This is a genomic window from Actinoplanes octamycinicus (assembly GCF_014205225.1).
Classification (GTDB): domain Bacteria; phylum Actinomycetota; class Actinomycetes; order Mycobacteriales; family Micromonosporaceae; genus Actinoplanes; species Actinoplanes octamycinicus.
The window spans coordinates 1,254,877-1,277,453 of record NZ_JACHNB010000001.1 but is presented as its reverse complement, the minus strand read 5'-3'; the positions used below and the strand labels follow the sequence as shown (position 1 = coordinate 1,277,453).

The window sequence follows — 22,577 nt, the reverse complement described above, 5'->3', positions numbered from 1 at the left end:
ATCATGGTCGAGGATCTCGACCCGAGTTCGGCGGACGCGGGCGTGCCCGCCCATTTCGGTGACCCGATGAAGGAGCAGCGGCTCCTGGAGACCGCGGTCGGCCTGGTCGACCGGTCGAACCGGGAGGTGCTCGCCGTTCCGGGCGACGAGCGCGCGAGCTGGTTGCACACGCTGACCACGCAGCATCTCTCCGCGATCTCGGCGAATCAGGGCAGTGAGCTGCTGGTGCTGTCGCCGCACGGGCATGTGGAACACCACGCGTTCGTCACCGAGGACGGGACGACGGCGTGGCTGGACACCGAGCCGGGTGCGGGCGCCGGTCTGCTGAAGTATCTGGAGATGATGCGGTTCTTCACTCGGGTCGAGCCGCGCGACGCGACGTCCGAGATCGCCGTGTTGTCCCTGATCGGCCCGGCCGCCGCGGACCTCTTCCCGGAGCTCGCGGCACCCCGGATCGGCGCGGTGCCGGGTCCCAAGTTCGCCGCCGGGTCCGTGCCGCCCGAGGCCACGGCGCGCTATGACGTACGACCGTTCGAGGGCGGCCTGGCTCGCCGGGTCCCGCTGGGGGTGGACCTGCTGGTCCCCCGGCACGCGAAGACCTCGGTGATCGAGAAGCTCGGCGTGCCCCGGGCCGGCCTGTGGGCGTACGAGGCGATCCGGGTCGCCGCCCGGACGCCGCGCCTGGGTCACGAGACCGATCACAAGACGATCCCCGCCGAGGCGGAGTTCCAGGCCACCGCGGTGCACCTGGACAAGGGTTGCTACCGGGGGCAGGAGACCATCGCCCGGGTGCACCACCTGGGCCGCCCGCCGCGCCGCCTGGTGCTGCTGCACCTGGACGGGGTGGCCACCGATCACCCGCCGGCGCACGGCACCCCGGTCGAGCTGGACGGGCGGGCGGTCGGGTTCGTCGGGACCGCGGTGCGGCACCACGAGCTGGGGATGGTCGCGCTGGCGGTGGTGAAGCGGAACGTGGCCGACGACGCCCGGCTGACGGTGGGCGAGTCGGCGGCGGCGATCGACAGCTGACGGCGGAGGAGCCGGCGGCCGACGGCGACCAGTCGGCGGGCGGCCGGCGTACCGGGAAGCGGTTTTTTCCGCATCGGGAGGAGCGGCCCGCGGCGTGGCAGGATGACCGGCATGACCGGCACCTTGATCACCGTCGCCCCGACCGGCGCGGAGAGCAGCAAGGCGGACGTGCCGGCTCTGCCAGTGACCCTGGACGAGCTGGTCGCCACCGCGAAAGAGTGTGAGGCGCTGGGCGCCTCGATCATCCACGTGCACATCCGGGACGCGGACGCCCGGCCGACCCTGGACCAGGGCCGGCTGCGGGCCACCGTGGCCGCGCTGCGCGAGTCGACCGGGCTGATCGTGCAGCTCTCGTCGGGCGGCGCGGTGACCGACCCGGAGGCCGATCGGCTGGCCGTGCTGGACGCGGCCCCGGAGATGGCCTCCTGCACGATGGGCACCGTCAACTTCGGCGACGACGTCTTCCTGAACCGCTGGGAGTTCATCGTCGGCCTGCACACCCGGATGCAGGAGCGCGGCATCGTCCCGGAGTACGAGATCTTCGACCTGGGCCAGCTCACCACCCTGCAGCGGCTGCTCAGCAAGCACGGGCTGCCGTTCGGCGGGCACGTGCACGTCGACCTGGTGATGGGGGTGCCCGGCGGGATGCCCGGCACCGCGGCCGCCCTGGTCGCCTGCGAGCAGGCGATCCGTGACCTGCCGGCCGGCACCACGTTCTCGGCGACCGGGATCGGGCGCAGCACCATCCCGGTGATGCTGGCCTCGCTGTCCGCCGGCGGCCACCTGCGGGTCGGCATGGAGGACACCATCACGTACGCCAAGGGCCGTCCCGTCGAGTCGAACATGCAGCTGGTGGCCCGCGCCGTCGGCTTCGCCCAGCTGGCCCAGCGTCCGCCGCTGACCCCGGCCCAGGCGCGCGAGCTGCTCGGGGTGCCGGCCCGGTGACCATCGTCGCGGAGGTGGTCCGCTCCGGCTTCGTGGAGAGCGTGCACCACGGGATCGTCGCGCTGACCGGCCGGCCCGGCGTGGGGGACACCGGCAGCCCGTTCTTCCCGCGCTCGTCGAACAAGCCGTTGCAGACCGTCGGCATGCTGCGCAGCGGCCTGGTCCCGCGGGAGTTCGCCGATCTGGCGATGGCCAGCGCCAGCCACGACGGCGAGCCGTTCCACGTGGAGCGGGTGACCGCCATGCTGGCCGCTGCCGGGCTCGGGCCGGAGGCGCTGCGCTGCCCGGCCGACCTGCCGCTCGGGGAGACGGCGAAGCGGGCGTACCTGCGGACCGGCGGGGAGCCGGCGCCGGTCCTGATGAACTGTTCCGGCAAGCACGCCGGGATGCTGGCCACCTGTGTGGCGAACGGGTGGGACCTGGAGTCGTACCTGGACCCCAAGCACCCGTTGCAGGTGGCGCTCGCCGACGCGGTGAGCGAGCTGGCCGGCGAGCCGATCGCCGCGGCCGGGGTGGACGGCTGTGGCGCGCCGGTGCTGGCGATCTCGCCGGACGCGCTGGCCCGGGCCTTCCTGCGGCTGGTCGAGGCGGCGCCGGGTACCCCGGAACGCCAGGTGGCGGACGCGATGCGGGCCCGTCCGGAGCTGGTGGCCGGCCCCGAGTCGGAGGACACCGTGCTGATGCGCGCGGTCCCCGGCCTGCTGGTGAAGCGGGGCGCGGACGGGGTGTCCGCGGCCGCCCTGCCGGGCGTCGGCGGGATCGCGGTGAAGATCTCCGACGGCAGCGCCCGGGCACGGGTGCCGGTGCTGCTCGCGGCCCTGCGGAAGCTCGGGGTGGAGCCGCCGCTGATCGAGGAGCCGGTGCTGGGTGGCGGCCGCCCGGTCGGCGAGGTCCGCGCGGTCTGGTAGGGGTCACCCTGAGTTTCCTCCGGGTGACGCGCTTCACGCTAGCTCCTGTTAGCACTTTGCTTGCAGGAGCTAGCACCGCGAGCTAACTTGGGGACATGGCCAACAAGGACCTGCCCCAGGACATCGGGACGTTCATCCGCGACCTGAGGCAGACCGCGAAGATCTCGCTGCGGCAGCTCGCCGACAAGGCGGGGGTGAGCAACCCCTACCTCAGCCAGATCGAGCGTGGCCTCCGCAAGCCGAGCGCCGAGGTGCTGCAGCAGATCGCCAGCGCCTTGCGTGTGTCGACACCCGCGATGTACCTGCGGGCCGGATTGCTCGATGGCGAGGGCCAGCAGGGCGTGCTGGCGGCCATCGCGGTCGACCCGGAGCTCACGATCGCGCAGAAGCAGTCCCTGTCGCAGATCTACGAGACGTTCCGCAATGAGAACGCTCGGAACGCGCCACCGCCGTCAGAGACCACGTCGGACACCGACGCGGACGACGCGCCCCGGACCACCCCGATCGCCGAGGAGACGAAATGACCGAGCAGACCAAGACCAAGATCCCGGCCCCGCTCTACGCCGCCGCCGGCGCCGGTGACCTGGCCTACCAGCAGCTGCGCAAGCTGCCGGCCGTGCTGACCGAGCTCAGCGACCGCGCCGTCGCCTCGCTGCGCACCGCCAACGTGCAGGCCGGCGACCTGCAGAAGAAGGCGGCCGCCCAGGCCACCGCGCTGCAGGAGAAGGCCGCCACCGCGGACTTCGCCGCGATCCGCAGCAACGCGCAGACCGCCGCCACCGCGTTTGCCCAGATCGCCCAGGAGCGGGCCGTCGCGGCCTACGTCGCCCTGGTCGCCCGCGGCGAGAAGGTGGTCGGCACCGGCATCGTCGAGTCGGCCGACGTGGTGAACGCGGACATCGAGACCACCGAGCAGCCGAAGGCTGTCGAGGCCGCCGTCGAGGAGGCCAAGGCCGTCGAGGCCGCCGCCACCCCGAAGCCGCGCAAGCGGGCCAAGGCCACCCCGGCCCCGAAGCCGGCCGAGTAAGCACCCCGACATGATCCGCGGGCCCCGGCGTTGCCGGGGCCCGCGGCATAGACTCTCCGGCATGGCACTCTCCGCGCCGATCTTCGCCTTCGCCGTCCAGGCCTATATCCAGTTCGCGATCCTGCTGGTCGCCCTGATCCTGGAGACGGTGGCGTTCGTGCACTGCCTGACCCAGCGGGGCGCGGGCTTCCAGGCGCTCGGCACCCTGCCCAAGGGCGCCTGGGCCGCGATCATCGGGGTCTGCCTGCTGCTCACCTACTGGGGCCAGTCCGCTCTGGGCATCTTCGGCCTGATCGGCATCGCGGCCGCGCTGATCTACCTGCTGGACGTGCGGCCCGGGCTCAAGGACATCGCGGACGGCAAGGGCTTCTGGTGACCCGGTCGCTTCGCGTGGCGGTCCGGTGAGGGGGCGCTTCGGGCCGCCGCCGCCGGACGGCGGGCCGCGCCTGCAGCGCGCCGATCGGACCGGACCGCGGTCTGGTCGCCCGACGCTGCCGGGTCCGGCCACCGAGCTGGTCACTCTTCCCTCCGGGGTACGCGTCGAGCAGCTGATCACCGGCGCCGGCAGCCCGATGACGGTGTTCGCGCACGGCCTGGCCGGGGACATCGCCGGGACCCGCCCGCTGGGCAGCGCGGTGGCCGGCCGCCGGGTCTTCTTCCAGTTCCGCGGGCACGGCCGCTCCGACGCGCCGCCCGGCCCGTGGACCTTCGGCGACCTGGCGAGCGACCTGCGCGGCGTGGCCGACCTGGCCGGCGCGACCCGGGCGCTCGGGGTCAGCATGGGCGCCGGCGCGCTGTGCCGGCTGCTCGCCGAGACCCCGGACCGGTTCGAGCGGGTGGTGCTCTTCCTGCCCGCCCCGCTGGACGGGCACCGTCCGGCGGCCGCGGCGCAGCGCCTGGACCGGCTGCTCGCCTCGGTCGAGTCCGGCGAGGCCGCGATGATCGCCGACGCGGTCGAGGCGGAGTTGCCGCCGTCGGTGCGGAACACCCCGGCCGGCTGGAGCTATCTGCGGCAGCGCGTCGACCAGTTGCAGCGCGACGGGCTCTCCGCGGAGCTGGCCACGCTCTGGACCAGCCCGGCGTTGCCGGACGAGTCGCTGCTCAAGGCGTTCCGGGGTCGTGCCCTGGTGCTCGGCTGCCTGGGCGACGAGATCCATCCGGCGGGGTGGGCGGAGCGGCTGGCCGAGCTGCTCGGCGCGGAGCTGGAGATCTACGACCGCCCGACGGTCATGTGGACGAACCGGAACGAGCTGCGCGACCGGGTCTCGGCGTTCCTGAACGACTGAGCGCGGGGCGCCGGTCGCGGCGACGCTCGTCCCCGCGAGCAGCCGCTCGGCGTGCGGTGCCGTCCCCGCGATCAGCCGCTCGGCGGGGCGGTGCCCGGAGGTGCGAGTCGCTGGTCGCCGGGGCGGTGCCCGGAGGCGCGAGTTGCTGCTCGCCGGGGCGGTGCCCGGAGGTGCGAGTCGCTGGTCGCCGGGGCGGTGCCCGGGGGTGCGAGTTGCCCGTCGCCGGGGCGGTGCTTACCGCGTACGCAAAGTGAAATGTCCCGAAAGCCGTAACTTTTGGCGTTGTCGAGCGGTGAACTCGACGTGCTGTTGTCTCCTAAATCCGTTTTTATTGGGGTTCTCGCGATCGGCCTGCCCTTCGCCGTCGTGGTCGGCTGGGCGCTGGGCACCCCGAAGGCGCGACCCGTGGCGGCCGCGGAGACCGGCGGCACCGGTGGCAGCGACGCCCTCGGCGTGGCCCCGCCGCACACCAGACAGTCCCCGGACGGCTACGCCGGACGCCCGGGCCGCCCGGCGGGCGACGCGCCGCCCCCGGTCGTGGTGGTCAGCAGCACCGTGATCACCAAGACCGTCACGGTGCCCGCCTCGGCGCCTCCGGTCACCGCCGCCACCTCGTCGCCGCCGCCGATCCTGAGCATGCCGCCGGTGCCCACCCCGACCCAGATCACCGGGCCGCCGGAACCCACCCCGACCCCGTCGGACAGCGTCCCGCCGAGCACCGGCGACACCACCGACCCGAGCGCGCCGCCCGCCCCCTGATCGACAGGCACGACTAAGCTGCCGGGTCGTGAAGGAAGATCCGCAACGCCCGCTGGCCGCGGTTCGCCAGTTCGCCACCGGGGTCGGTCTGCTCGGCCGCGGCCTCGGCCTGGTGCTGAGCAGTCCGCGGCTGCTCGGCCTGGGCCTGCTCCCGGCACTGCTCTCCGGCGTGCTCTACACGATCGGCCTGGTCGTCCTGATCCGCTTCCTGCCGGACCTCTCCGAGCAGGTCACCTGGTTCGCCGACGACTGGTCCGGCTTCTGGCGCGACTTCGTCGAGGTGCTGGCCGGCGCCGGGCTGCTCGGCCTGACCCTGCTGCTCGGCGTCCTCACCTTCACCGCGGTCACCCTGCTGATCGGTGACCCGTTCTACGAGAAGATCTCCGAGCTGGTCGAGGACCGCTACGGCGGCGTCCCGGAAGCGGTCGAGGTCGGCTTCTGGAGCGCGCTGCGCCGCAGCCTGGCCGACTCGCTGCGGCTGATCGGCCTCAGCATCCTGGCCGGCGTCCCGCTCTTCGCGCTCGGCTTCGTCCCGGTGATCGGCCAGACGGTGGTCCCGGTCCTGGCCGGCGCGGTCGGCGGCTGGCTGCTGGCGCTGGAGCTCACCGGCGTCCCGTTCCAGCGCCGCGGCCAGCGGCTCCGGCACCGCCGCGCGGTCCTGGCCGCCAACGTCCCGCTGACGCTCGGCTTCGGCGGCGCGGTCTTCTGCACGTTCCTGATCCCGCTCGGCGCGATCTTCCTGATGCCGGCCGCGATCGCCGGCGCGACGCTGCTGGCCCGCCGAGCCCTGGGCAAGCCGATCGAGATCACCACCACAAGTTCCCTCTGAAACCCATTTCCGGTACGCCCGGAGCGCCCGCCGCGCGGCCGGTCCCGTGGCCGGACGCTCCGCGAGGCCCGCTTGGGGCCGGCCGTGACGCGCTCCCTCTCCCGGCTGGCCCTCACGGGTGTCTGACCGGTCTTGAGACACCTGCACAGGCCAGCCCGATGGGTACCGCTGGGATGGACAGGTGGGTCGGTTCCAGCTGCTCGCGGGCGCCTCTGATCGTGGTGTCCGAATCGGTGCGGACGTGGGACGGCAGGGCCACTGCCCAGTCCCCGCCCGCCGGCGTTTCAAGGGGTCGTTGCAACGCGTTGGGACGGCAGGGCCACCTCCCAGTCCCCGCCCGCTGGCGGTTTCAGGGGGTCGTTGCAACGCGTTGGGACGGCAGGGCCACCTCCCAGTCCCCGCCCGCCGGCGGTTTCAAGGGGTCGTTGCAACGCGTTGGGACAGCAGGGCCACTTCCCAGTCCCCGCCCGCCCAGGGGGAGCCGCCCGAAGACAGTGTCGCGCGGAGAGTGGATCGCCCGGGACGGGGCTGTGGATGACGTGCTGGTGTGGATAACCTGCCACGTCGATCGGCCGGCCCAGGCAGCATCCGTGGCCAGCCGTTGCGGGCGTCGCGGAACTCGGGTGCGGCTTCCGGGACGGGCTGGCAGAGTCCGGCCCGGACTGTGCCGTTTCGAGGTCGCCGGGAGGTTCGTGGTGCGGGTCGAGCTGGTCGAAGGGGACATCACCGCGCAGCGGGTGGACGCGATCGTGAACGCGGCCAACTCGTCGCTGCTGGGCGGCGGCGGGGTGGACGGCGCGATCCACCGCAAGGGCGGGCCGGAGATCCTGGCCGAGACCCGGGCGTTGCGCGCCTCCCGATACGGCCGCGGGCTGCCGGTCGGCCAGGCCGTCGCGACGACCGCGGGGCGGCTGCCGGCGCGCTGGGTGATCCACACGGTCGGGCCGGTGTTCAGCGCCACCGAGGACCGTGCGGACCTGCTCCGGTCCTGCTACGCCTCCTCGCTGCGGGTCGCGGACGAGCTCGGCGCGGCGACGGTCGCGTTTCCGCTGATCTCGGCCGGGATCTATCGGTGGCCGGTGGAGGACGCGGTCCGGCAGGCGTTGAGCGTGCTGCGCCCGTTCGAGCCGGTGCGCCTGACGACGGCATATCTGGTGCTTTTCGGTACGGAGACCGCTGCCGTGGCCCGGTCCGTCGCTGATTCCCCGGCGTGAGTTCGCTGCCACCGGCCGGTGCGGGGGCGGTGGGCGTACCCCAAATCTGCGGGGATGGAGCCGAGCGGACTTCGCGGAAGGGATGGGGTTGCGGGCGCGGTGGGCGTACCCCAAATCTGCGGGAGGGAGCCGAGCGGACCTCGCGGAAGGGATGGGGTTGCGGGCGCCCGAGGCGAACGCGGTCAGGCGGAGTCGCGGACGATCAGCTCGGTGGGCAGGACGACCGACTCCGGGATCTCGTCGCCGTTGATCAGCAGGAGCATCTGGCGGGCCAGGGTGCGGCCCATCTCGCCGATCGGCTGGCGGACCGTGGTGAGCGGCGGGTCGCTGTAGCGGCTGATCTCGAAGTCGTCGAAGCCGATCACCGCGACGTCGCCGGAGACCTGGCGGCCGGCCTCGCGCAGGGCCATCAGCGCGCCGTGCGCCATCAGGTCGGAGGCGACGAAGACCGCGTCCAGCTCCGGGTCCCGGGCGAGCAGCGCGCGCATCCCGGTGATGCCGGACTCGCGGGTGAAGTCGCCCTCGACGACCAGCTCGGGGAGGCCGGCGGCGCGGAGCGTGGCGGTGTAGCCGGCCAGGCGCTCGACGCCGGCCACCATGTCCTGCGGGCCGGCGATGGTGGCGATCCGGCGGCGGCCGCCGGCGATCAGATGGCGGACCGCGGCGGCCACCCCGCCGGCGTGGTCGACGTCGACGTAGGGGACCGGGGGCTCGGCGGTCATCGGGCGGCCGCTGCAGATCACCGGGATGCCGCGGCGGGCCAGCGCGCCGGGGAGCGGGTCGGCGCCGTGGATCGAGGCGAACACGACCCCGTCGACGTGGCCGGCGACCGCGTAGCGCTCCACCCGGTGGTGGCCGGCCTCGGAGCCGGTCATCATCAGCACCAGCTGCTTGTCGGCCGCCTCCAGCTCCATCCCGACGCCGCGGATGATCGCCGGGAAGAACAGGTCGTCGGAGAAGACCCGGTTCGCCGTCTCCGGCAGGATCAGGGCGACCGAGTCGGTCCGCTGGGTGACCAGGCTGCGGGCCGCCTGGTTGGGCACGTAACCCAGCTCGTCGACGGCCCGGTTGACCGCCTCCCGGATGGTGGCGGCCACCGTGGTGGAGCCGTTGACGACGCGGGAGACGGTGGCTCGGGACACCCCGGCGCGCCGGGCCACCGCTTCCAGGGTGGGCCGCTCCCGCGTCGTCACAAATCGCTCCTTACGAAAGCCCGTTGCGCTTGATCACCTCGCGGTACCACTTCGCGCTGTCCTTGAGCACCCGCTGCTGCGTCGTGTAGTCGACGTGCACGATACCGAAACGCTTCGCGTATCCCTCGGCCCATTCGAAGTTGTCCATCAGGGACCAGAGGAAGTATCCCCGCAGATCCACTCCGGCGGCCAGAGCGTCGTGGCAGGCGCGCAGGTGACCGTCCACGTAATCGATCCGGCGGTGGTCCGCGACCTCGCCCGTGGGGCCGGGGCCCTCCGGGAACGCCGCGCCGTTCTCGGTGATCATCAGCGGGGTGCCCGGGTAGTCCCGGTGGATGCGGGTGAGCAGGCGGGTCAGGGCGGCCGGCTCGATCGGCCAGTTCATGTCGGTGACCGGGCCGACCGGCGGGCGGAACGCGATGCCCTCGCTGCCCGGGTAGGACAGGTCGCCGGGGGCGCCGGGCTTCGCCGAGACGTACGCCGGGTTGTAGAAGTTGATCCCCAGCACGTCGATCGGCTGGTTGATGATCGCCAGGTCGCCGTCCTTGAGGTAGGACAGGTCGGTCAGCCGGGCGATGTGCTGGAGGACGTCGGCCGGGTACTCGCCGCGCAGCAGCGGGTCGAAGAAGATCCGGTTGGCCAGCCCGTCGATCAGCCGGGCGGCGTCCCGGTCGGCCGCGCTCTCCGGGTCCACCGGGTAGACCTCGCACGGGTTCAGCGTGATGCTGACCCGCTGCGCGCCGGCCGCCCGCAGCGCCTGCACGGCCAGGCCGTGGCCGAGGTTCAGGTGGTGGACGGCGGCCAGCGCCTTGGCCGGGTCCTGCACGCCGGGGGCGTGGATGCCGGAGCCGTAGCCCAGGTAGGCCGAGCACCACGGCTCGTTCAGGGTGGTCCAGGTGTTCACCCGGTCGCCGAGCCGGCGGTAGACCACCTCGGCGTACTCGCCGAACGCCTCGGCGGTCTCCCGGTTCGCCCAGCCGCCGCGGTCCTCCAGGGTCTGTGGGAGGTCCCAGTGGTAGAGCGTGACGACCGGGTCGATGCCCTTGCCGAGCAGCTCGTCGGTGAGCCGGTCGTAGAAGTCCAGACCCTTGGTGTTGACCGGGCCGGTGCCGTCCGGGCGGACCCGGGGCCAGGCCACCGAGAACCGGTACGACGCCAGGCCGAGGTCGGCCATCAGCGCCACGTCGTCGACGTACCGGTGGTAGTGGTCGCAGGCGATGTCGCCGGTGTGCCCGGCGAACACCTTGCCGGGCGTACGGCTGAAGGTGTCCCAGATGGACGGGCCGCGACCGTCCTCCCGTGCCGCGCCCTCGATCTGGTACGAGGCCGTGGCCGCACCCCAGACGAAGCCGTCGGGAAAGGTGATCCCCGCACGCGCCGGCTGCGCCGACGTGGACGTGACGGTTGCCGTCATGTCTTCACCGCTTCCTGTTCCGCATCATTCGCATGATCTAGTCCCGTGAACTTAACCGGTTCATCTTACGAGACGGAATAGATACCTGGGCGTCATCTATCGCCGGCGGAGCCTGAGCGGCTCCGCTTCGAGGTGGGAGGACCGGCCGGAGCCGGGGTCAACCGGTGCGGAGGGCCTGGATCAGACGGGGGTCGCCGCTGACCGCGAGCTGGTCGGTGCGTTTCCGGCCCATTAGGGCCAGCTGCAGGTCGCTGGCGGTGCCGATCGCCTTGGCCCGGGCGTGGTGGTCGTCGGAGTCCAGGATCGTGCCGGTGTCCAGCAGCGCGATCCCGGCGCCGCGGAGCCGGACGAACCACTCGGTCTCGGCGTCCGTGCCGACCAGGTGCACCACCCCGTGCAGGTCGGTCGGGCCCTGCCGCTTGCCGGCCGGCAGCCAGGTGTCCAGGATCTCGCCGACCCCGTCGGTGGCCAGCTTGGTCTCGATCGGGGTGGGCCGGCCGGCCGCCGCCTCGGCGTCCCAGCGGTGCACCGAGATCTCGTGGGCGATCCGGCGGTCCCAGAACGCCGCCCGTTTCGGCTGCGGCGCCCAGTTCCACGCCGGGAAGTCCGGATCGAGCGCCTCCAGCGTCTCGATCGTGCCGGTCAGCTCGCGGCGCAGCTGGTCGAGGGCCTCGTCCCAGTCCGGCGGCGGGTCGGCGCCGGGCGCCACCTCCGGGTGACCGGTCACCCCGCGGGCCACCGTGGCGCGCACCCAGCGCAGCGTGCCGGTGACGTGGTGGGCCAGGTCGGCGGTGGTCCAGTCGGGGATGCCGGGCACCGGGACGCCGGGCCCGGTCTCGGTGACCGCGTCCCACAGGGCCGGGCCGTCGGCGCGCAGCGCCGCCAGCCAGAAGTCCTTCGTCGCGTGCAACCTGTTCATCGCAGTCTCCCGCTCGGCCGGACCGCCGGTGAATCACTCTGCCCGATGAGCTTAGGGTGAACGTCGTGACTGACACATCCCCGACTGCGGACCGAATGCTGGCGGCGTACACGACGCTACGCCTCGGCGGGCCGGCCGGCACGGTGACCGTCGCGGTCGACACCGGCGAGGCGGTCGCCGCGGTGCGGCGCGCCACGGCCGAGGGACGCCCGCTGCTGGTCCTGGCCGGCGGCAGCAACGTGGTGATCGGCGACGCCGGCTTCGCCGGCGAGGTGCTGCTGCTGCGCGACCGCGGGGTCGAGGTGGTCTCCGAGGGCGCTGGCGAGGTGCTGGTCAGGGTCGCCTCCGGCGAGCCCTGGGACGAGTTCGTCGGGTACGCGGTGAGCAACGGCTGGTCCGGCGTGGAGTGCCTGTCCGGTATCCCGGGCGCGGCCGGCTCCACCCCGATCCAGAACGTCGGCGCCTACGGCCAGGAGGTGGCGCACACCATCGCGGCGGTGCACGCCTACGACCGGATCGACGACGTGCAGCGGGAGATGACCCCGGCGGAGTGCCGGTTCGGGTACCGCTCCAGCGTGTTCAAGCACAACGACCGTTACCTGGTCACCGCGGTCGACTTCCGGCTGACCACGGAAAACCTGTCGAGCCCGATCCGGTACGCCGAGCTGGCCCGCCAGCTGGGTGTCGAGGCGGGCGACCGGGTGCCGCTGGAGCTCGCCCGGGAGACCGTGCTCAAGCTGCGCGCCGGCAAGGGCATGGTGCTCGACCCGGAGGACCGGGACACCTGGTCGGTCGGCTCGTTCTTCACCAACCCGGTGGTCCCGGCCGGCTTCTTCGCGGAGCTGACCGCGGCCCGCGGCGAGATGCCGCACTGGCCGGGCGCGGACGGGACGGTGAAGATCCCGGCGGCCTGGCTGATCGAGCAGGCCGGCTTCCCGAAGGGATTCGCCGGCGCCGGGGTGGCCATCTCCGGCAAGCACACGCTGGCGCTGACCAACCGGGGCGGCGGGAACACCGCGGCGCTGCTCGATCTGGCCCGGACCATCCGGGACGGGGTGCGCGACCGGTTCGGCGTCGAGCTGCACCCCGAGCCCGTGCTGGTCAACTGCGAGCTCTGACCGGCGAACCGGTTCAGCGCCAGCCGAACACCTGGGTGTAGTAGGGCGTCCCGTCCGCGGCGTAGACGATGGCCGCGCCGATCGACCGGGCCCCGCAGTTGAGGATGTTGGCCCGGTGCCCCGGGCTGGCCATCCAGGCGGCCATCACCTCGCGCGCGGTCGGGTAGCCCCAGGCGATGTTCTCCCCGGCCGGCGCCTGGTAGCCGGCCCGCTCGGCGCGCATCGCGAACGTCGAGCCGTCCCGCCACACGTGGCTGAACAGCCGGGTCCGGGCCATGTAGTAGGACTGTGCGACGGACGCCAGGATCAGCTCGTGGTCGACCCCGAGCCGCGGGCAGCCGGCTCGCGCCCGCTCCCGGTTGGTCAGCCGGATGACCTGGTGCATCAGCGTGCGGGCGCGGGCCTTCTCCGGATCCGGGGTGGCCGCGCCGGCCGGCGCCGCGGCGATGTTCGGCGTGATCGGCGCGGCCGGGGTGCGCGGGGCCGTCGCCGGACCGGGTGACCCGTCCGGCGGCGTCGGCGAGGCGGTGACCGCCGGCGAGGGGTGGCCCGGCGGCCGGCCGGGGATCACCGGCCCCTGAGCGTGCACCGCGTGCGGGAGCGCGAACAGCGCGGCGGGCAGGGCGAGCAGTGCGGGCGCGGCCGCGAGCGCGGAGGCGCGACGTACCACCTTGTCGAACACGGGTTTCCTCCCGGATCCGTGGTGGACGCCGATTCGTCCACCAGGGATATCGGACCCCTTACTTCGCTGCGTGTCACATCTTTCCCGGAACGGCGGAAATGTCGTACTAGAAATGAAATGCTGGGGGGATGGGTGGTCCAGCGGCGTCCCGCGGATCTTGCCCACTGATCCTGGTGGACCGGCCGGTGTGCCGGGCCTTTGCCCGCTAAACTGTCACTGTCCGTAAATAGGCGATGACATCACGCTATGGTGTTTTTGCGCCTTTGGATTCTCCCGTCCGCGATTCGCGCGGGCGGTGCCAGGCAAGACACCGACTTCCCGGCGCGCCATCGCGCGAGGGGATCGACCGTGCCCGGAAACGGGCGCGAGCACGGGTTGGGGGCAGGGTGAGCACACGATGAGTCGCCTACTCGTGGTCGAGGACGACCCGGACATCGCACTCGCTCTGCGGCTGCTGTTCAGCCGGGCCGGGTACGAGGTCGCCCACGCCGCGGACGGCCGGTCCGGTCTCAAGGAGGCGTACGCCGAGCATCCCGATCTGGTGGTGCTCGACGTCGGCCTGCCGGAGATGGACGGCTGGCAGGTGCTGGAGCGGCTCCGGGACGTGTCCGACGTGCCGGTGCTGGTCCTCACCGCGCACGGGCAGGAAGCGGAGAAGGTCCGCGGCCTGCGCGGCGGCGCCGACGACTACCTGACCAAGCCGTTCGCCAACAACGAGCTGCTGGCCCGGGTGGAGGCGCTGCTGCGCCGCTCGTCCAGCGGGCAGAACAGCTGGGCCAGCCAGATCTACGACGACGGCCTGGTGCACCTGGACCCGACCAAGCGTCGCGTCTACGTCAAGGGCGAGGAGAAGCGGCTCACGCCGACCGAATTCCGCCTGCTCAACGCGCTGGTGCGGCATGCCGGCGCGGTGCTCTCGCCGAACCAGCTGCTGACCCAGGCGTGGGACGACCCGACCGGCATCGGCCAGGAGCGGGTCAAGTTCGCGGTGCTGCGGCTGCGGCGCAAGCTCGGCTGGTCCGATCCCGACGAATCGCCGATCGAGTCGGTTCGTGGGTTCGGCTACCGCTACCGCCGTCCGGGCGGAGAAGCCTGACCTTCGCCCCAGCCGGGGCCCGAACGGCTGGCGGCCAGGAGAAAAAGGCGTACCGGGCGAGTCTTCTCAGTTGGCGCGCGCAGGGGTCGATGAGGGCTGTGAAGCCGAGCAGGAGGAGTTGACGTGGAAGACCTTGGCGAGATCGTCGGCGAATTCCTCATGGAGTCGCACGAGAACCTGGACCAGATCGACCGGGACCTCGTGAGCCTCGAGCAGGAACCGGGTTCGCGTGACCTGATCTCGCGAATCTTCCGGGCGATCCACACGATCAAGGGCACCAGCGGGTTCCTGGCCTTCTCCCGGCTGGAGAAGCTGGCCCACGCCGGTGAGTCGCTGCTGTCCCGGTTGCGGGACGGCGTCCAGCCGGTCACCCCGGAGACCATCACCGTTCTGTTGCTCTGCATCGACGGCGTCCGCTCGCTGCTCTCCTCGATCGAGGAGAAGGGCACCGAGGACGAGGTCGACATCGACAGCATGATCGTCCGGATCAAGGCGCAGATGGACGCGCCGGCCGACGGCGCCCCCGCCGCGGCCCCGGCGGCCGCTCCGGCCGCGCCCGCGCCGGAGGCCGAGGCCACGGTGTCGGTCGAGACGGAGACGCCGGCCGCGCCCCGCCCGGCCCCGGAGCCGGTCGCCGAGCAGCGGCAGCCGATCGGCCAGATCCTGGTCGAAGCCGGCGCCGCGCAGCCCGCCGACGTCACCTCGGCGCTGCAGCAGCAGATCGAGGGCGACGAGCGCAAGCTCGGCACGATCCTGCTGGAGGAGGGCAAGACGCAGCCGGCCGCGGTCAGCGAGGCGCTGCAGTCGCAGGCCCCGAAGCGGAGCATCGCGGACAGCGCCATCCGGGTCGACGTCGACCTGCTGGACACCCTGATGAACATGGTCGGCGAGCTGGTGCTGGCCCGGAACCAGCTGGTCCGCGGCGTGATGGAGATCGGCGACTCGGGCCTGGTGCGCAGCGCGCAGCGGCTCGGCATGATCACCAGTGAGCTGCAAGAGGGCATCATGAAGACCCGGATGCAGCCCATCGAGCACATCTGGTCCAAGCTGCCCCGAGTCATCCGGGACCTGAGCAACTCGCTCGGCAAGCAGGTCCAGCTGGTGATGGAGGGCAAGGAGACCGAGCTCGACCGGAGCCTGCTCGAAGCGGTCAAGGACCCGCTGACCCACCTGGTCCGCAACGCGGTCGACCACGGCATCGAGGACCCGGAGCGGCGGATCGCCGCCGGCAAGGGCCCGGAGGGCACCCTCACCCTGCGCGCGTACCACGAGGGTGGGCACGTCGCGGTCGAGGTCGCCGACGACGGCGCCGGCCTGAACGTGGAGCGGATCGCGCAGAAGGCCGTGGAGAACGGGCTGCTCCGGCCGGAGCAGGTGCCGAACATGGACAAGCGCGACATCATGGCGATGGTCTTCCAGCCCGGCTTCTCCACCGCCGCGAAGGTCACCAACGTCTCCGGCCGCGGCGTCGGCATGGACGTGGTGAAGACCAACATCGAGAACATCGGCGGCGCGGTCAGCGTCGACTCGACGCCCGGCGAGGGCACCGTCTGGCGCCTGACCATCCCGCTGACCCTGGCGATCATCCAGGCGCTCACCGTCGACTGCGGCGACCAGCGCTACGTGGTCCCCCAGGTCGCGGTGCTCGAGCTGGTCTTCGTGGACGGGCAGACCACCAAGGTGGAGTACGCCTCCGGCGCGCCGGTCTACCGGCTGCGCGGCAAGCTGCTCCCGCTGGTCCGGCTGGACCGCGCGCTGGGCCTGGAGGTCGGCGGCGACCAGGGCGTCTACATCATGGTGCTGCAGGCCGACGGCCGGCGGTTCGGCCTGGTCGTGGACCGGGTGCTGAACACCGAGGAGGTCGTGGTCAAGGCCCTGAACACCCGGTTCAAGGACATCGGCCTGTACGCCGGCGCCACCATCCTGGGCGACGGCAAGGTGGGCCTGATCCTGGACGTCTCCTCGCTGGCCCGCCGCTCGCACCTGGCGGTCGACTCGGAACGGGAGAACGTCGCGGAGAAGCGCGGCGCCGGCACCGGGAGCACCGAGCGCCTGCTGGTCACCGCGGTCGGCGAGCGCCGGGTGGCGATCCCGCTGGACACGGTCACCCGGCTCGAGGAGTTCCCGCGCGACCGGATCGAGCACGCCGGCTCCCGCGAGGTGGTCCAGTACCGCGGGCAGATCCTCCCGCTGGTGCGGTTGTCGCACCTGCTCGGGGCGTACGGCGAGGAGCTGGAGGGCGACACCGTCTCGGTGGTCGTCTACAGCGAGGGCGGACGGAGCGTGGCGCTGGTGGTCGACCGGATCGTGGACATCGCCGAGAACTCGACGACGGCCCGCCGGGACGCCGAGGAGGACGGCCTGGTCGGCACCGCGGTGATCCAGCAACGGGTCACCGAGCTGCTGGACGTACGCCGGGCGATCCTCGCGGCCGACCCGAACTTCTACAGCGACGCGTCCGACGAGATGTTGGTGGAGGCCTGACATGGCGAGTCGCCAGTTCGCCACCTTCGAGGTGGACGGCCAGCTCTTCGGGGTCGAGGTGCACACGGTGCAGGAGGTGCTCTCGTACAACGAGTACACCCCGGTGCCGCTCGCCCCGCCGGCCGTCGGCGGCCTGTTCAACCTGCGTGGCCAGGTGATCGCGGCGGTCGACCTGCGGGTCCAGCTCGGGCTCGCCCGGCAGGCGCTGCAGGGTCCGGTGATGAACGTGATCCTGCGCGGCGACGGGGAACCGGTGAGCCTGCTGGTGGACAAGATCGGCGAGGTGGTCGACCTGGACGACGAGACCTTCGAGCCGCCGCCGGACACGCTCAGCGGACCGACCCGGGAGCTGGTGGTCGGCACGTTCAAGCTGGACGGGCGCTTGATGCTGGCTCTCGACGTCAATCAGGCGGTCGACACGTACCGCGCCACGAACTGATGTACAGCCTGGTCAGCGCCCCCGTCCTGGGCTTCGACCTGACCCGCCTGCCCGGTGGGTCGGCCGCGGCCGACGTCCTGCTGCGCGGACTGCGCCTGCAGCGCGCCGATCTGCCCGTGCTCGCCGAGCGGCTCCCGGACGAGGGTGTCCGGGGCCCGCTCTGGGTGGAGGTGGAGAGCGCCGCGCGGCGGATGCCCAACCTCAAGGGCATGTCCAAGGACGATCCGGCGGGCAACCTGGCCCTGGTCGAGCGGGCGCCGATCGGCTCGGTCGACGCGCTGCTCACCTGCCTGCGCTACGACGTGATGTCGTGGACCTGGGAGGGCACCGGCCGGGACGCCCGGCAGACCGAGGAGGCGGCCGCCGCCACCGCGCTGCTCTGCGACGCGGCGGTCGGCTGCTACCTGCGGGAGGTGCTGGACGAGGAGAGCCGCCGGCGTCTCGGCGCCGGCTGGGTGTCGGCCATGAAGAAACTGCCCGCGGGCGCCCCGATCGACCTGGGCCCGCACCACTACACCGTCTCCGCCCTGCTCGACCGGCTGCGCACGCTGCGCCCGGAGGACCGGGAGCGGGTCTCGACGGCTGCCGACGACGCCCGGCGCAACACCGCCGGATGGTCGCCCGCCGTGCACTCGGCGTCCTGGGCGGCGTACCTCTCGGACCGGGTCCGTACCGCGGCCGCAGCCCAGATGCTGCTGGTGCAGGCGGTGGACACGGCCGGAATCCCGCTGGCCGACCGGGCCGGCGGGGTCTGGAACATGCTCAGCGGCGCCGTTCAGGCGCTGGTCGTCCGCGATCTGCTGGACACCGCGACGGCACACCGGTTGCTCGCACCGGTGGTGGCGGCGCTGGGTCCTGCCTGGCTTGGTTGAAGGGAGTGGTCGAATGATCTCGGTCCTCGTCGTCGACGATTCCGTGGTGGTCCGTCGGCTGATCGTCGACGCTCTCGGGGAGGCGCCGGGCATCCAGGTGGTCGGCACCGCGGCGAACGGCCTGCTGGCGCAGGCCAAGATCGACCAGCTCAAGCCCGACGTGGTCACCATGGACATCGAGATGCCGCAGATGGACGGCATCGAAGCCGTGCGTGAGCTGCGCAAACGGCACACCCAGCTGCCGGTGATCATGTTCAGCACGCTGTCCGCGGCGGGTGCCACGGCAACCCTCGAGGCGCTCTCCGCGGGCGCCACCGACTACGTCACCAAGCCGAGCAACGTGGGCTCGGTGAAGGAGTCCATCGCGGCGGTGCGGGAGCAGCTCGTACCGAAGATCCAAGCGCTCGGCGGGCGCCGCCGCCCGCCGCCCGCCGCGCCGCTCAGGGGCCCGGCCCCGGCGGCCGGTCCGCGTCCCGGCGCCGGTCCGGTGCCCGGCCGGCCCGGCTTGCCGCCGCCCGGCGCGGTCCGCCCGGGCGCCACCGCCGGCCCGGCTCCGGCCGGTCCCGCGGCTCGGCGGGGCCCGCAGGGCCGGGTCGACATCCTGGCGATCGGCTCGTCCACCGGCGGCCCGGACGCGCTCACCAAGGTCCTGCTCGGCCTGCCCGCCGACCTGCCGGTTCCGGTGGTGATCACCCAGCACATGCCCCCGGTCTTCACCAAGATGTTCGCCGAGCGGCTGGACCGCAGCACCCCGCTGAAGGTGGTCGAGGCCGGCGACGGGATGGAAGTCACGGCCGGCACCGTCTACATCGCGCCGGGCGACCGGCACCTGGTCTTCACCCGCCGTGGCACCTCGACGCTGACCCAGCTGAGCAACGCACCGCAAGAGAACTCCTGCCGGCCCGCCGTGGACGTGATGTTCCGGTCGGTGGCGGCGCTGTACGGCGGCACCGCCTTCGCAGCGGTGCTCACTGGAATGGGACAAGACGGACGAGGTGGTGCGAAAGTGCTACGCGACGCGGGCTGCGAGATCCTGGCGCAGGACGAGGCGAGCTCGGTGGTCTGGGGCATGCCCGGCGCCGTGGTCGGCGCCGGACTGGCGGACGAGGTGCTGCCGCTGGATCGGATCGCCGGCGCGCTGCTGAGCCGGGTTCGGGTGGGCCGGTCCGCGGCGGTGGCCCGATGACCCTGTCCCAGGCCGAGTTCACGTTCGTCGCCAACCTGGTCCGCCGCGAGGCGTCCATCGTGCTGGCGCCCGGCAAGGAGTACCTGGTCGAGGCCCGGCTGATCCCGGTCGCCCGGGCGGTCGGGGCGCCCAACGTCAACGACTTCATCGCGGATCTGCAGAAGCGCCCGAACCCGCAGCACCAGCGGAAGATCATCGACGCGCTGACCACCAACGAGACCTCGTTCTTCCGGGACCGGGAGCCGTTCTCGGCGCTCACCGACGTGGTGCTGCCGGAGCTGATCAAGTCCCGGGCCAGTGCCCGCAAGCTGCGCTTCTGGTCGGCGGCCAGCTCCAGCGGCCAGGAGGCGTACAGCCTGGCGATCACGCTGCAGGAGGCGCTGCCGGCCGGCTGGTCCTACGAGATCCAGGGCACCGACATCTCCACCGCGATGGTCGAGCGGGCGCAGAAGGCCGAGTACAGCCAGGTCGAGGTGAACCGCGGGCTGCCGGCCACCCAGCTGGTCCAGTACTTCGAGCGGGCCGGCGCGCACTGGCGGGTGATCCCGGCGCTGCGCAAGAGCGTCTCGTTCAAGCACATGAGCCTGACCGCGCCGTTCCCGCCGATGCAGCCGTTCGACGTGATCTTCCTGCGCAATGTCCTGATCTATTTCGACGTCGCCACCAAGCGGCAGGTGCTGCAGAACGCCGCCAAGATCCTGCGCCCTGACGGCTGGCTCTTCCTCGGAGCGGCCGAGACGACGATCGGGATCGACGACAACTACGAGCGGGTGGCCGCGGGCCGCACATCCGCCTACCGAATCCGTAACGCGGTGCCCGCGGGCGCCGGAAGGAGGGGATGACGCCGATGCGCGCCATGGTGATCGATGACTCGCGCGCGATGCGCATGATCCTCAAACGCATCGTCACGAAGCTCAGCTTCGAGGCGGTCGAGGCCGGCGACGGCAAGGAAGCGCTCGACCTGCTGGCCGACATGACCGAGGTGCCGGAGCTGGCGCTCATCGACTGGAACATGCCCAACATGAACGGGCTCGAGTTCGTGATGAAGGTCCGGGCCGATCCGCGGCTGCGGGAGATGACCCTGGTGATGGTCACCACCGAGAGCGAACAGAGCCAGATCGTCCGGGCGCTCGCCGCGGGCGCCCATGAATATGTGATCAAACCCTTCACCGAAGGTGCCATGATCGAAAAGCTGGCCCTGCTGGGCCTCGTCCCGACCGGAGCGAACTCATGAGTGTCGAAGTCGAGGTGGACGAGAACGACCTCGCTGAGATGGTGGAGCAGGTTTGGGAGTCGTACCTGGATCCGGAGGGCGTCAGCCCGCTGATGCAGACGTACGACGAGAACCAGCCCTCCGAGGTCCATTCGTCGGTCTCCATCACCGGATCCTGGACCGGGCACGTCGTGTACGCGTCCTCCCGGGCCGCCGCCCAGCGCGCCGCGGCCGCCTTCCTGGCCATGGAGCTGGAGGAGGTCAGCGAGGAGGACATCTCCGACACGCTCGGCGAACTGGCGAACATCGTCGGCGGCAACGTCAAGGCGATGCTCCCGCCGGGAGCGCAGCTGTCGCTCCCGCAAGTGGTGCTCGCGCCGGAGAGCTCGGCGCGTTATCCGAACACCGAGCGCATCAGCGGCGTCTATGGACTCTGGGAAGGCGAGCCGGTGTCCATTTCGATGTGGCAGAGCAGCACCGACACGAAGGAGGAGGGTGCATGAAGATCCTCATCGCCGATGACAGCCGGGTGATGCGGCAGATCGTCGTCCGTACCCTGCGGCAGGCCGGGTTCGGCGACCACGACCTGGTCGAGGCCGCTGACGGGCAGGAGGCGTTCGACAAGGCCACGGCGGAGAAGCCGGATCTGGTCATCTCCGACTGGAATATGCCCGGAATGACCGGTATCGAGGTGTTGCGGCAACTCCGGGCGGCCGGCAACAACGTCAAGTTCGGTTTCGTCACCTCGGAGTGCACGCCCGAGATGAAGACGGCTGCCGAAGCCTCCGGCTCGGCGTTTTTCATCGTCAAGCCCTTCACCGCTGAGCGATTCGACGAAGTTTTCGCTCCTATTTTGGGATGATTGCGACATGTCAGACGTCTCGGTTCTTCCCGGCTCTTTAGCCGTACGCAACCTTTTCGAGGACCTTCTCGGCCGTGAGGTGACTGTCAGCCCCGGCGACCCGCTCAGCGCGGAGGAGATCAAGACCGCCACGGTCGCGATCTTCACCGACGCCGGTCAGAAGATCTACGCGGCCATGGGCATGCAGCTGAGCCTGGCGGCGAACGCCGGCGCCGCGCTCGGTCTGCTGCCGGCCGGCGCCGCCGAGGACAGCATCGACGAGAAGCAGCTCTTCCCGAACCTGGCGGAGAACGTCTTCGAGCTGTGCAACATCTTCACCAGCCTGCTGAACAAGGAGGGCGCCCCGCACATCAAGCTCTACCAGGTGATCTACCCGGGCATGGAGCTCCCGGGCGACGCCCGCGCGGTGCTGCTCGCCCTGGGCCGCCGGCTGGACCTGATGGTCGAGGTGAACCGCTACGGCAAGGGCAAGCTCAGCCTCTCGCTGGCGCCCTGAGGGCTGGATTTGAGCGCTAAAAATCGAAGATTGTTCATTGCGGGCCCGCCGGGATCGGCGGGCCCGCAAATTTGTGGCTAAGCAAATCCGGGCCCGGGCCGAAGCTTAGGTTGAGCTTGCCAAGGGACAGGAGCAGTCAATGACGACCTCTGGAATCGGTGGTTCCGGCGCCTCGTCGGAAGCCGCGCAGGCAGCCGCCGCTCAGAAGGCCGAAGCCGCGAAGCAGGCGGCCAAGGGCAAGGACCTCGGCGACAAGGACACCTTCCTCAAGCTGCTGGTCGCCCAGCTGAAGTACCAGGACCCGTCGAATCCGGCGGACTCGACCCAGTTCCTGGCACAGACCGCGCAGTTCACGCAGGTCGAGAAGCTGGAAGACATGATCAGCATGATGAAGGGCCAGCGGATGGTGAACGCCAGCGCGCTGGTCGGCAAAACCGTCACGTACATGGACCCGCTCGGTCAGATGCAGACCGGGGTGGTGTCCGCGGCGAAGCTCAACGGAGACAGCGAACCGACGCTCAAGGTCGGGAACACGGATGTAGAGCTGTCCAAGGTCACGGAGATTCAGCAGACCGCCTAATTCCGTCATTCCTCCTCCTTATCGCG

General features: G+C 71.6%; 25 protein-coding genes and 1 pseudogene. 22 read left to right on the top strand and 4 right to left on the bottom strand.

The window, feature by feature from the left end; translation table 11 throughout:
• The first annotated feature begins 3 nt into the window (after window positions 1-3).
• The 10 genes and pseudogenes from ygfZ to BJY16_RS05660 all read left to right on the top strand — a co-directional run bounded on the left by ygfZ (window position 4) and on the right by BJY16_RS05660 (window position 7,997).
• The gene (gene ygfZ, locus BJY16_RS05705) at window positions 4-1,029 is read left to right on the top strand and encodes a CAF17-like 4Fe-4S cluster assembly/insertion protein YgfZ (protein WP_221502330.1); all 1,026 of its coding nucleotides are present in this window, start codon (window positions 4-6) and stop codon (window positions 1,027-1,029) included.
• 111 nt (window positions 1,030-1,140) lie between these two features.
• A complete protein-coding gene (locus BJY16_RS05700; RefSeq protein ID WP_373873436.1) occupies window positions 1,141-1,974 on the top strand; it encodes a beta-keto acid cleavage family enzyme in 834 nt (277 codons plus the stop codon).
• Window positions 1,971-2,882, top strand: coding sequence for an asparaginase (locus BJY16_RS05695; protein ID WP_185038065.1), 912 nt, complete (start codon window positions 1,971-1,973; stop codon window positions 2,880-2,882). The genes BJY16_RS05700 and BJY16_RS05695 overlap by 4 nt, the downstream gene beginning before the upstream one ends.
• 95 nt (window positions 2,883-2,977) lie before the next feature.
• Window positions 2,978-3,400 (top strand): annotated as a pseudogene (locus BJY16_RS05690) (helix-turn-helix domain-containing protein); the annotation flags it as partial.
• Window positions 3,401-3,402: 2 nt separating this feature from the next.
• A complete protein-coding gene (locus BJY16_RS05685; protein ID WP_185038063.1) occupies window positions 3,403-3,909 on the top strand; it encodes a hypothetical protein in 507 nt (168 codons plus the stop codon).
• Between the two features lie 61 nt (window positions 3,910-3,970).
• A complete protein-coding gene (locus tag BJY16_RS05680) occupies window positions 3,971-4,285 on the top strand; it encodes a DUF2516 family protein (RefSeq protein ID WP_185038062.1) in 315 nt (104 codons plus the stop codon).
• Between the two features lie 25 nt (window positions 4,286-4,310).
• The gene (locus BJY16_RS05675) at window positions 4,311-5,195 is read left to right on the top strand and encodes an alpha/beta fold hydrolase (protein ID WP_185038061.1); all 885 of its coding nucleotides are present in this window, start codon (window positions 4,311-4,313) and stop codon (window positions 5,193-5,195) included.
• A gap of 282 nt (window positions 5,196-5,477) precedes the next feature.
• On the top strand, window positions 5,478-5,954 hold the full coding sequence (locus tag BJY16_RS05670; RefSeq protein WP_185038060.1) for a hypothetical protein: 477 nt from the start codon (window positions 5,478-5,480) through the stop codon (window positions 5,952-5,954).
• 28 nt (window positions 5,955-5,982) lie between these two features.
• The gene (locus BJY16_RS05665; RefSeq protein WP_239177205.1) at window positions 5,983-6,783 is read left to right on the top strand and encodes an EI24 domain-containing protein; all 801 of its coding nucleotides are present in this window, start codon (window positions 5,983-5,985) and stop codon (window positions 6,781-6,783) included.
• A 695-nt stretch (window positions 6,784-7,478) separates the two neighbouring features.
• Entirely contained in the window at window positions 7,479-7,997 is a 519-nt protein-coding gene (locus tag BJY16_RS05660) for an O-acetyl-ADP-ribose deacetylase (protein WP_185038059.1), read from the top strand.
• A 182-nt stretch (window positions 7,998-8,179) separates the two neighbouring features.
• Here the strand turns inward: BJY16_RS05660 and BJY16_RS05655 are convergent, their stop codons facing one another.
• The 3 genes from BJY16_RS05655 to BJY16_RS05645 form a co-directional block, all read right to left on the bottom strand.
• The gene (locus tag BJY16_RS05655) at window positions 8,180-9,190 is read right to left on the bottom strand and encodes a LacI family DNA-binding transcriptional regulator (RefSeq protein WP_185038058.1); all 1,011 of its coding nucleotides are present in this window, start codon (window positions 9,188-9,190) and stop codon (window positions 8,180-8,182) included.
• Window positions 9,191-9,200: 10 nt separating this feature from the next.
• Entirely contained in the window at window positions 9,201-10,604 is a 1,404-nt protein-coding gene (locus tag BJY16_RS05650; protein ID WP_185038057.1) for a GH1 family beta-glucosidase, read from the bottom strand.
• Between the two features lie 157 nt (window positions 10,605-10,761).
• Window positions 10,762-11,523 (bottom strand): maleylpyruvate isomerase family mycothiol-dependent enzyme, encoded by a 762-nt coding sequence (locus BJY16_RS05645; protein WP_185038056.1) that lies wholly within the window; start codon window positions 11,521-11,523, stop codon window positions 10,762-10,764.
• Between the two features lie 65 nt (window positions 11,524-11,588).
• Between BJY16_RS05645 and BJY16_RS05640 the strand changes: the two genes are divergently transcribed.
• On the top strand, window positions 11,589-12,641 hold the full coding sequence (locus BJY16_RS05640) for a UDP-N-acetylmuramate dehydrogenase (RefSeq protein WP_275408059.1): 1,053 nt from the start codon (window positions 11,589-11,591) through the stop codon (window positions 12,639-12,641).
• A 13-nt stretch (window positions 12,642-12,654) separates the two neighbouring features.
• Here BJY16_RS05640 and BJY16_RS05635 read toward each other — a convergent pair whose 3' ends face one another.
• Complete coding sequence (locus BJY16_RS05635; RefSeq protein WP_185038055.1) at window positions 12,655-13,323, bottom strand: CAP domain-containing protein; 669 nt, start codon at window positions 13,321-13,323, stop codon at window positions 12,655-12,657.
• 397 nt (window positions 13,324-13,720) lie between these two features.
• Between BJY16_RS05635 and BJY16_RS05630 the strand changes: the two genes are divergently transcribed.
• From BJY16_RS05630 to BJY16_RS05580, 11 genes are all read left to right on the top strand, one after another.
• Window positions 13,721-14,419, top strand: coding sequence for a response regulator transcription factor (locus tag BJY16_RS05630; protein WP_185038054.1), 699 nt, complete (start codon window positions 13,721-13,723; stop codon window positions 14,417-14,419).
• A gap of 123 nt (window positions 14,420-14,542) precedes the next feature.
• Window positions 14,543-16,903 carry a chemotaxis protein CheA gene (locus BJY16_RS05625; RefSeq protein WP_185038053.1) on the top strand — a complete coding sequence of 787 codons (2,361 nt, stop codon included), beginning with the start codon at window positions 14,543-14,545 and terminating at the stop codon, window positions 16,901-16,903.
• A gap of 1 nt (window position 16,904) precedes the next feature.
• On the top strand, window positions 16,905-17,342 hold the full coding sequence (locus tag BJY16_RS05620; protein WP_093619555.1) for a chemotaxis protein CheW: 438 nt from the start codon (window positions 16,905-16,907) through the stop codon (window positions 17,340-17,342).
• On the top strand, window positions 17,342-18,214 hold the full coding sequence (locus tag BJY16_RS05615) for a hypothetical protein (protein ID WP_185038052.1): 873 nt from the start codon (window positions 17,342-17,344) through the stop codon (window positions 18,212-18,214). Before BJY16_RS05620 ends, BJY16_RS05615 begins: the two co-directional genes overlap by 1 nt.
• Window positions 18,215-18,227: 13 nt before the next feature.
• Entirely contained in the window at window positions 18,228-19,400 is a 1,173-nt protein-coding gene (locus BJY16_RS05610) for a protein-glutamate methylesterase/protein-glutamine glutaminase (RefSeq protein WP_185038051.1), read from the top strand.
• The gene (locus BJY16_RS05605) at window positions 19,397-20,242 is read left to right on the top strand and encodes a CheR family methyltransferase (RefSeq protein ID WP_185038050.1); all 846 of its coding nucleotides are present in this window, start codon (window positions 19,397-19,399) and stop codon (window positions 20,240-20,242) included. The genes BJY16_RS05610 and BJY16_RS05605 overlap by 4 nt, the downstream gene beginning before the upstream one ends.
• 5 nt (window positions 20,243-20,247) lie before the next feature.
• On the top strand, window positions 20,248-20,634 hold the full coding sequence (locus BJY16_RS05600) for a response regulator (protein ID WP_172898943.1): 387 nt from the start codon (window positions 20,248-20,250) through the stop codon (window positions 20,632-20,634).
• Window positions 20,631-21,116, top strand: coding sequence for a chemotaxis protein CheX (locus tag BJY16_RS05595; RefSeq protein ID WP_185038049.1), 486 nt, complete (start codon window positions 20,631-20,633; stop codon window positions 21,114-21,116). The genes BJY16_RS05600 and BJY16_RS05595 overlap by 4 nt, the downstream gene beginning before the upstream one ends.
• Entirely contained in the window at window positions 21,113-21,475 is a 363-nt protein-coding gene (locus BJY16_RS05590) for a response regulator (RefSeq protein ID WP_185038048.1), read from the top strand. The genes BJY16_RS05595 and BJY16_RS05590 overlap by 4 nt, the downstream gene beginning before the upstream one ends.
• A 7-nt stretch (window positions 21,476-21,482) precedes the next feature.
• On the top strand, window positions 21,483-21,971 hold the full coding sequence (locus tag BJY16_RS05585) for a hypothetical protein (RefSeq protein WP_185038047.1): 489 nt from the start codon (window positions 21,483-21,485) through the stop codon (window positions 21,969-21,971).
• Window positions 21,972-22,110: 139 nt separating this feature from the next.
• Window positions 22,111-22,551: a flagellar hook assembly protein FlgD gene (locus BJY16_RS05580; RefSeq protein ID WP_185038046.1), complete on the top strand. Its 441-nt coding sequence runs from the start codon at window positions 22,111-22,113 to the stop codon at window positions 22,549-22,551.
• Window positions 22,552-22,577 lie beyond the last annotated feature (26 nt).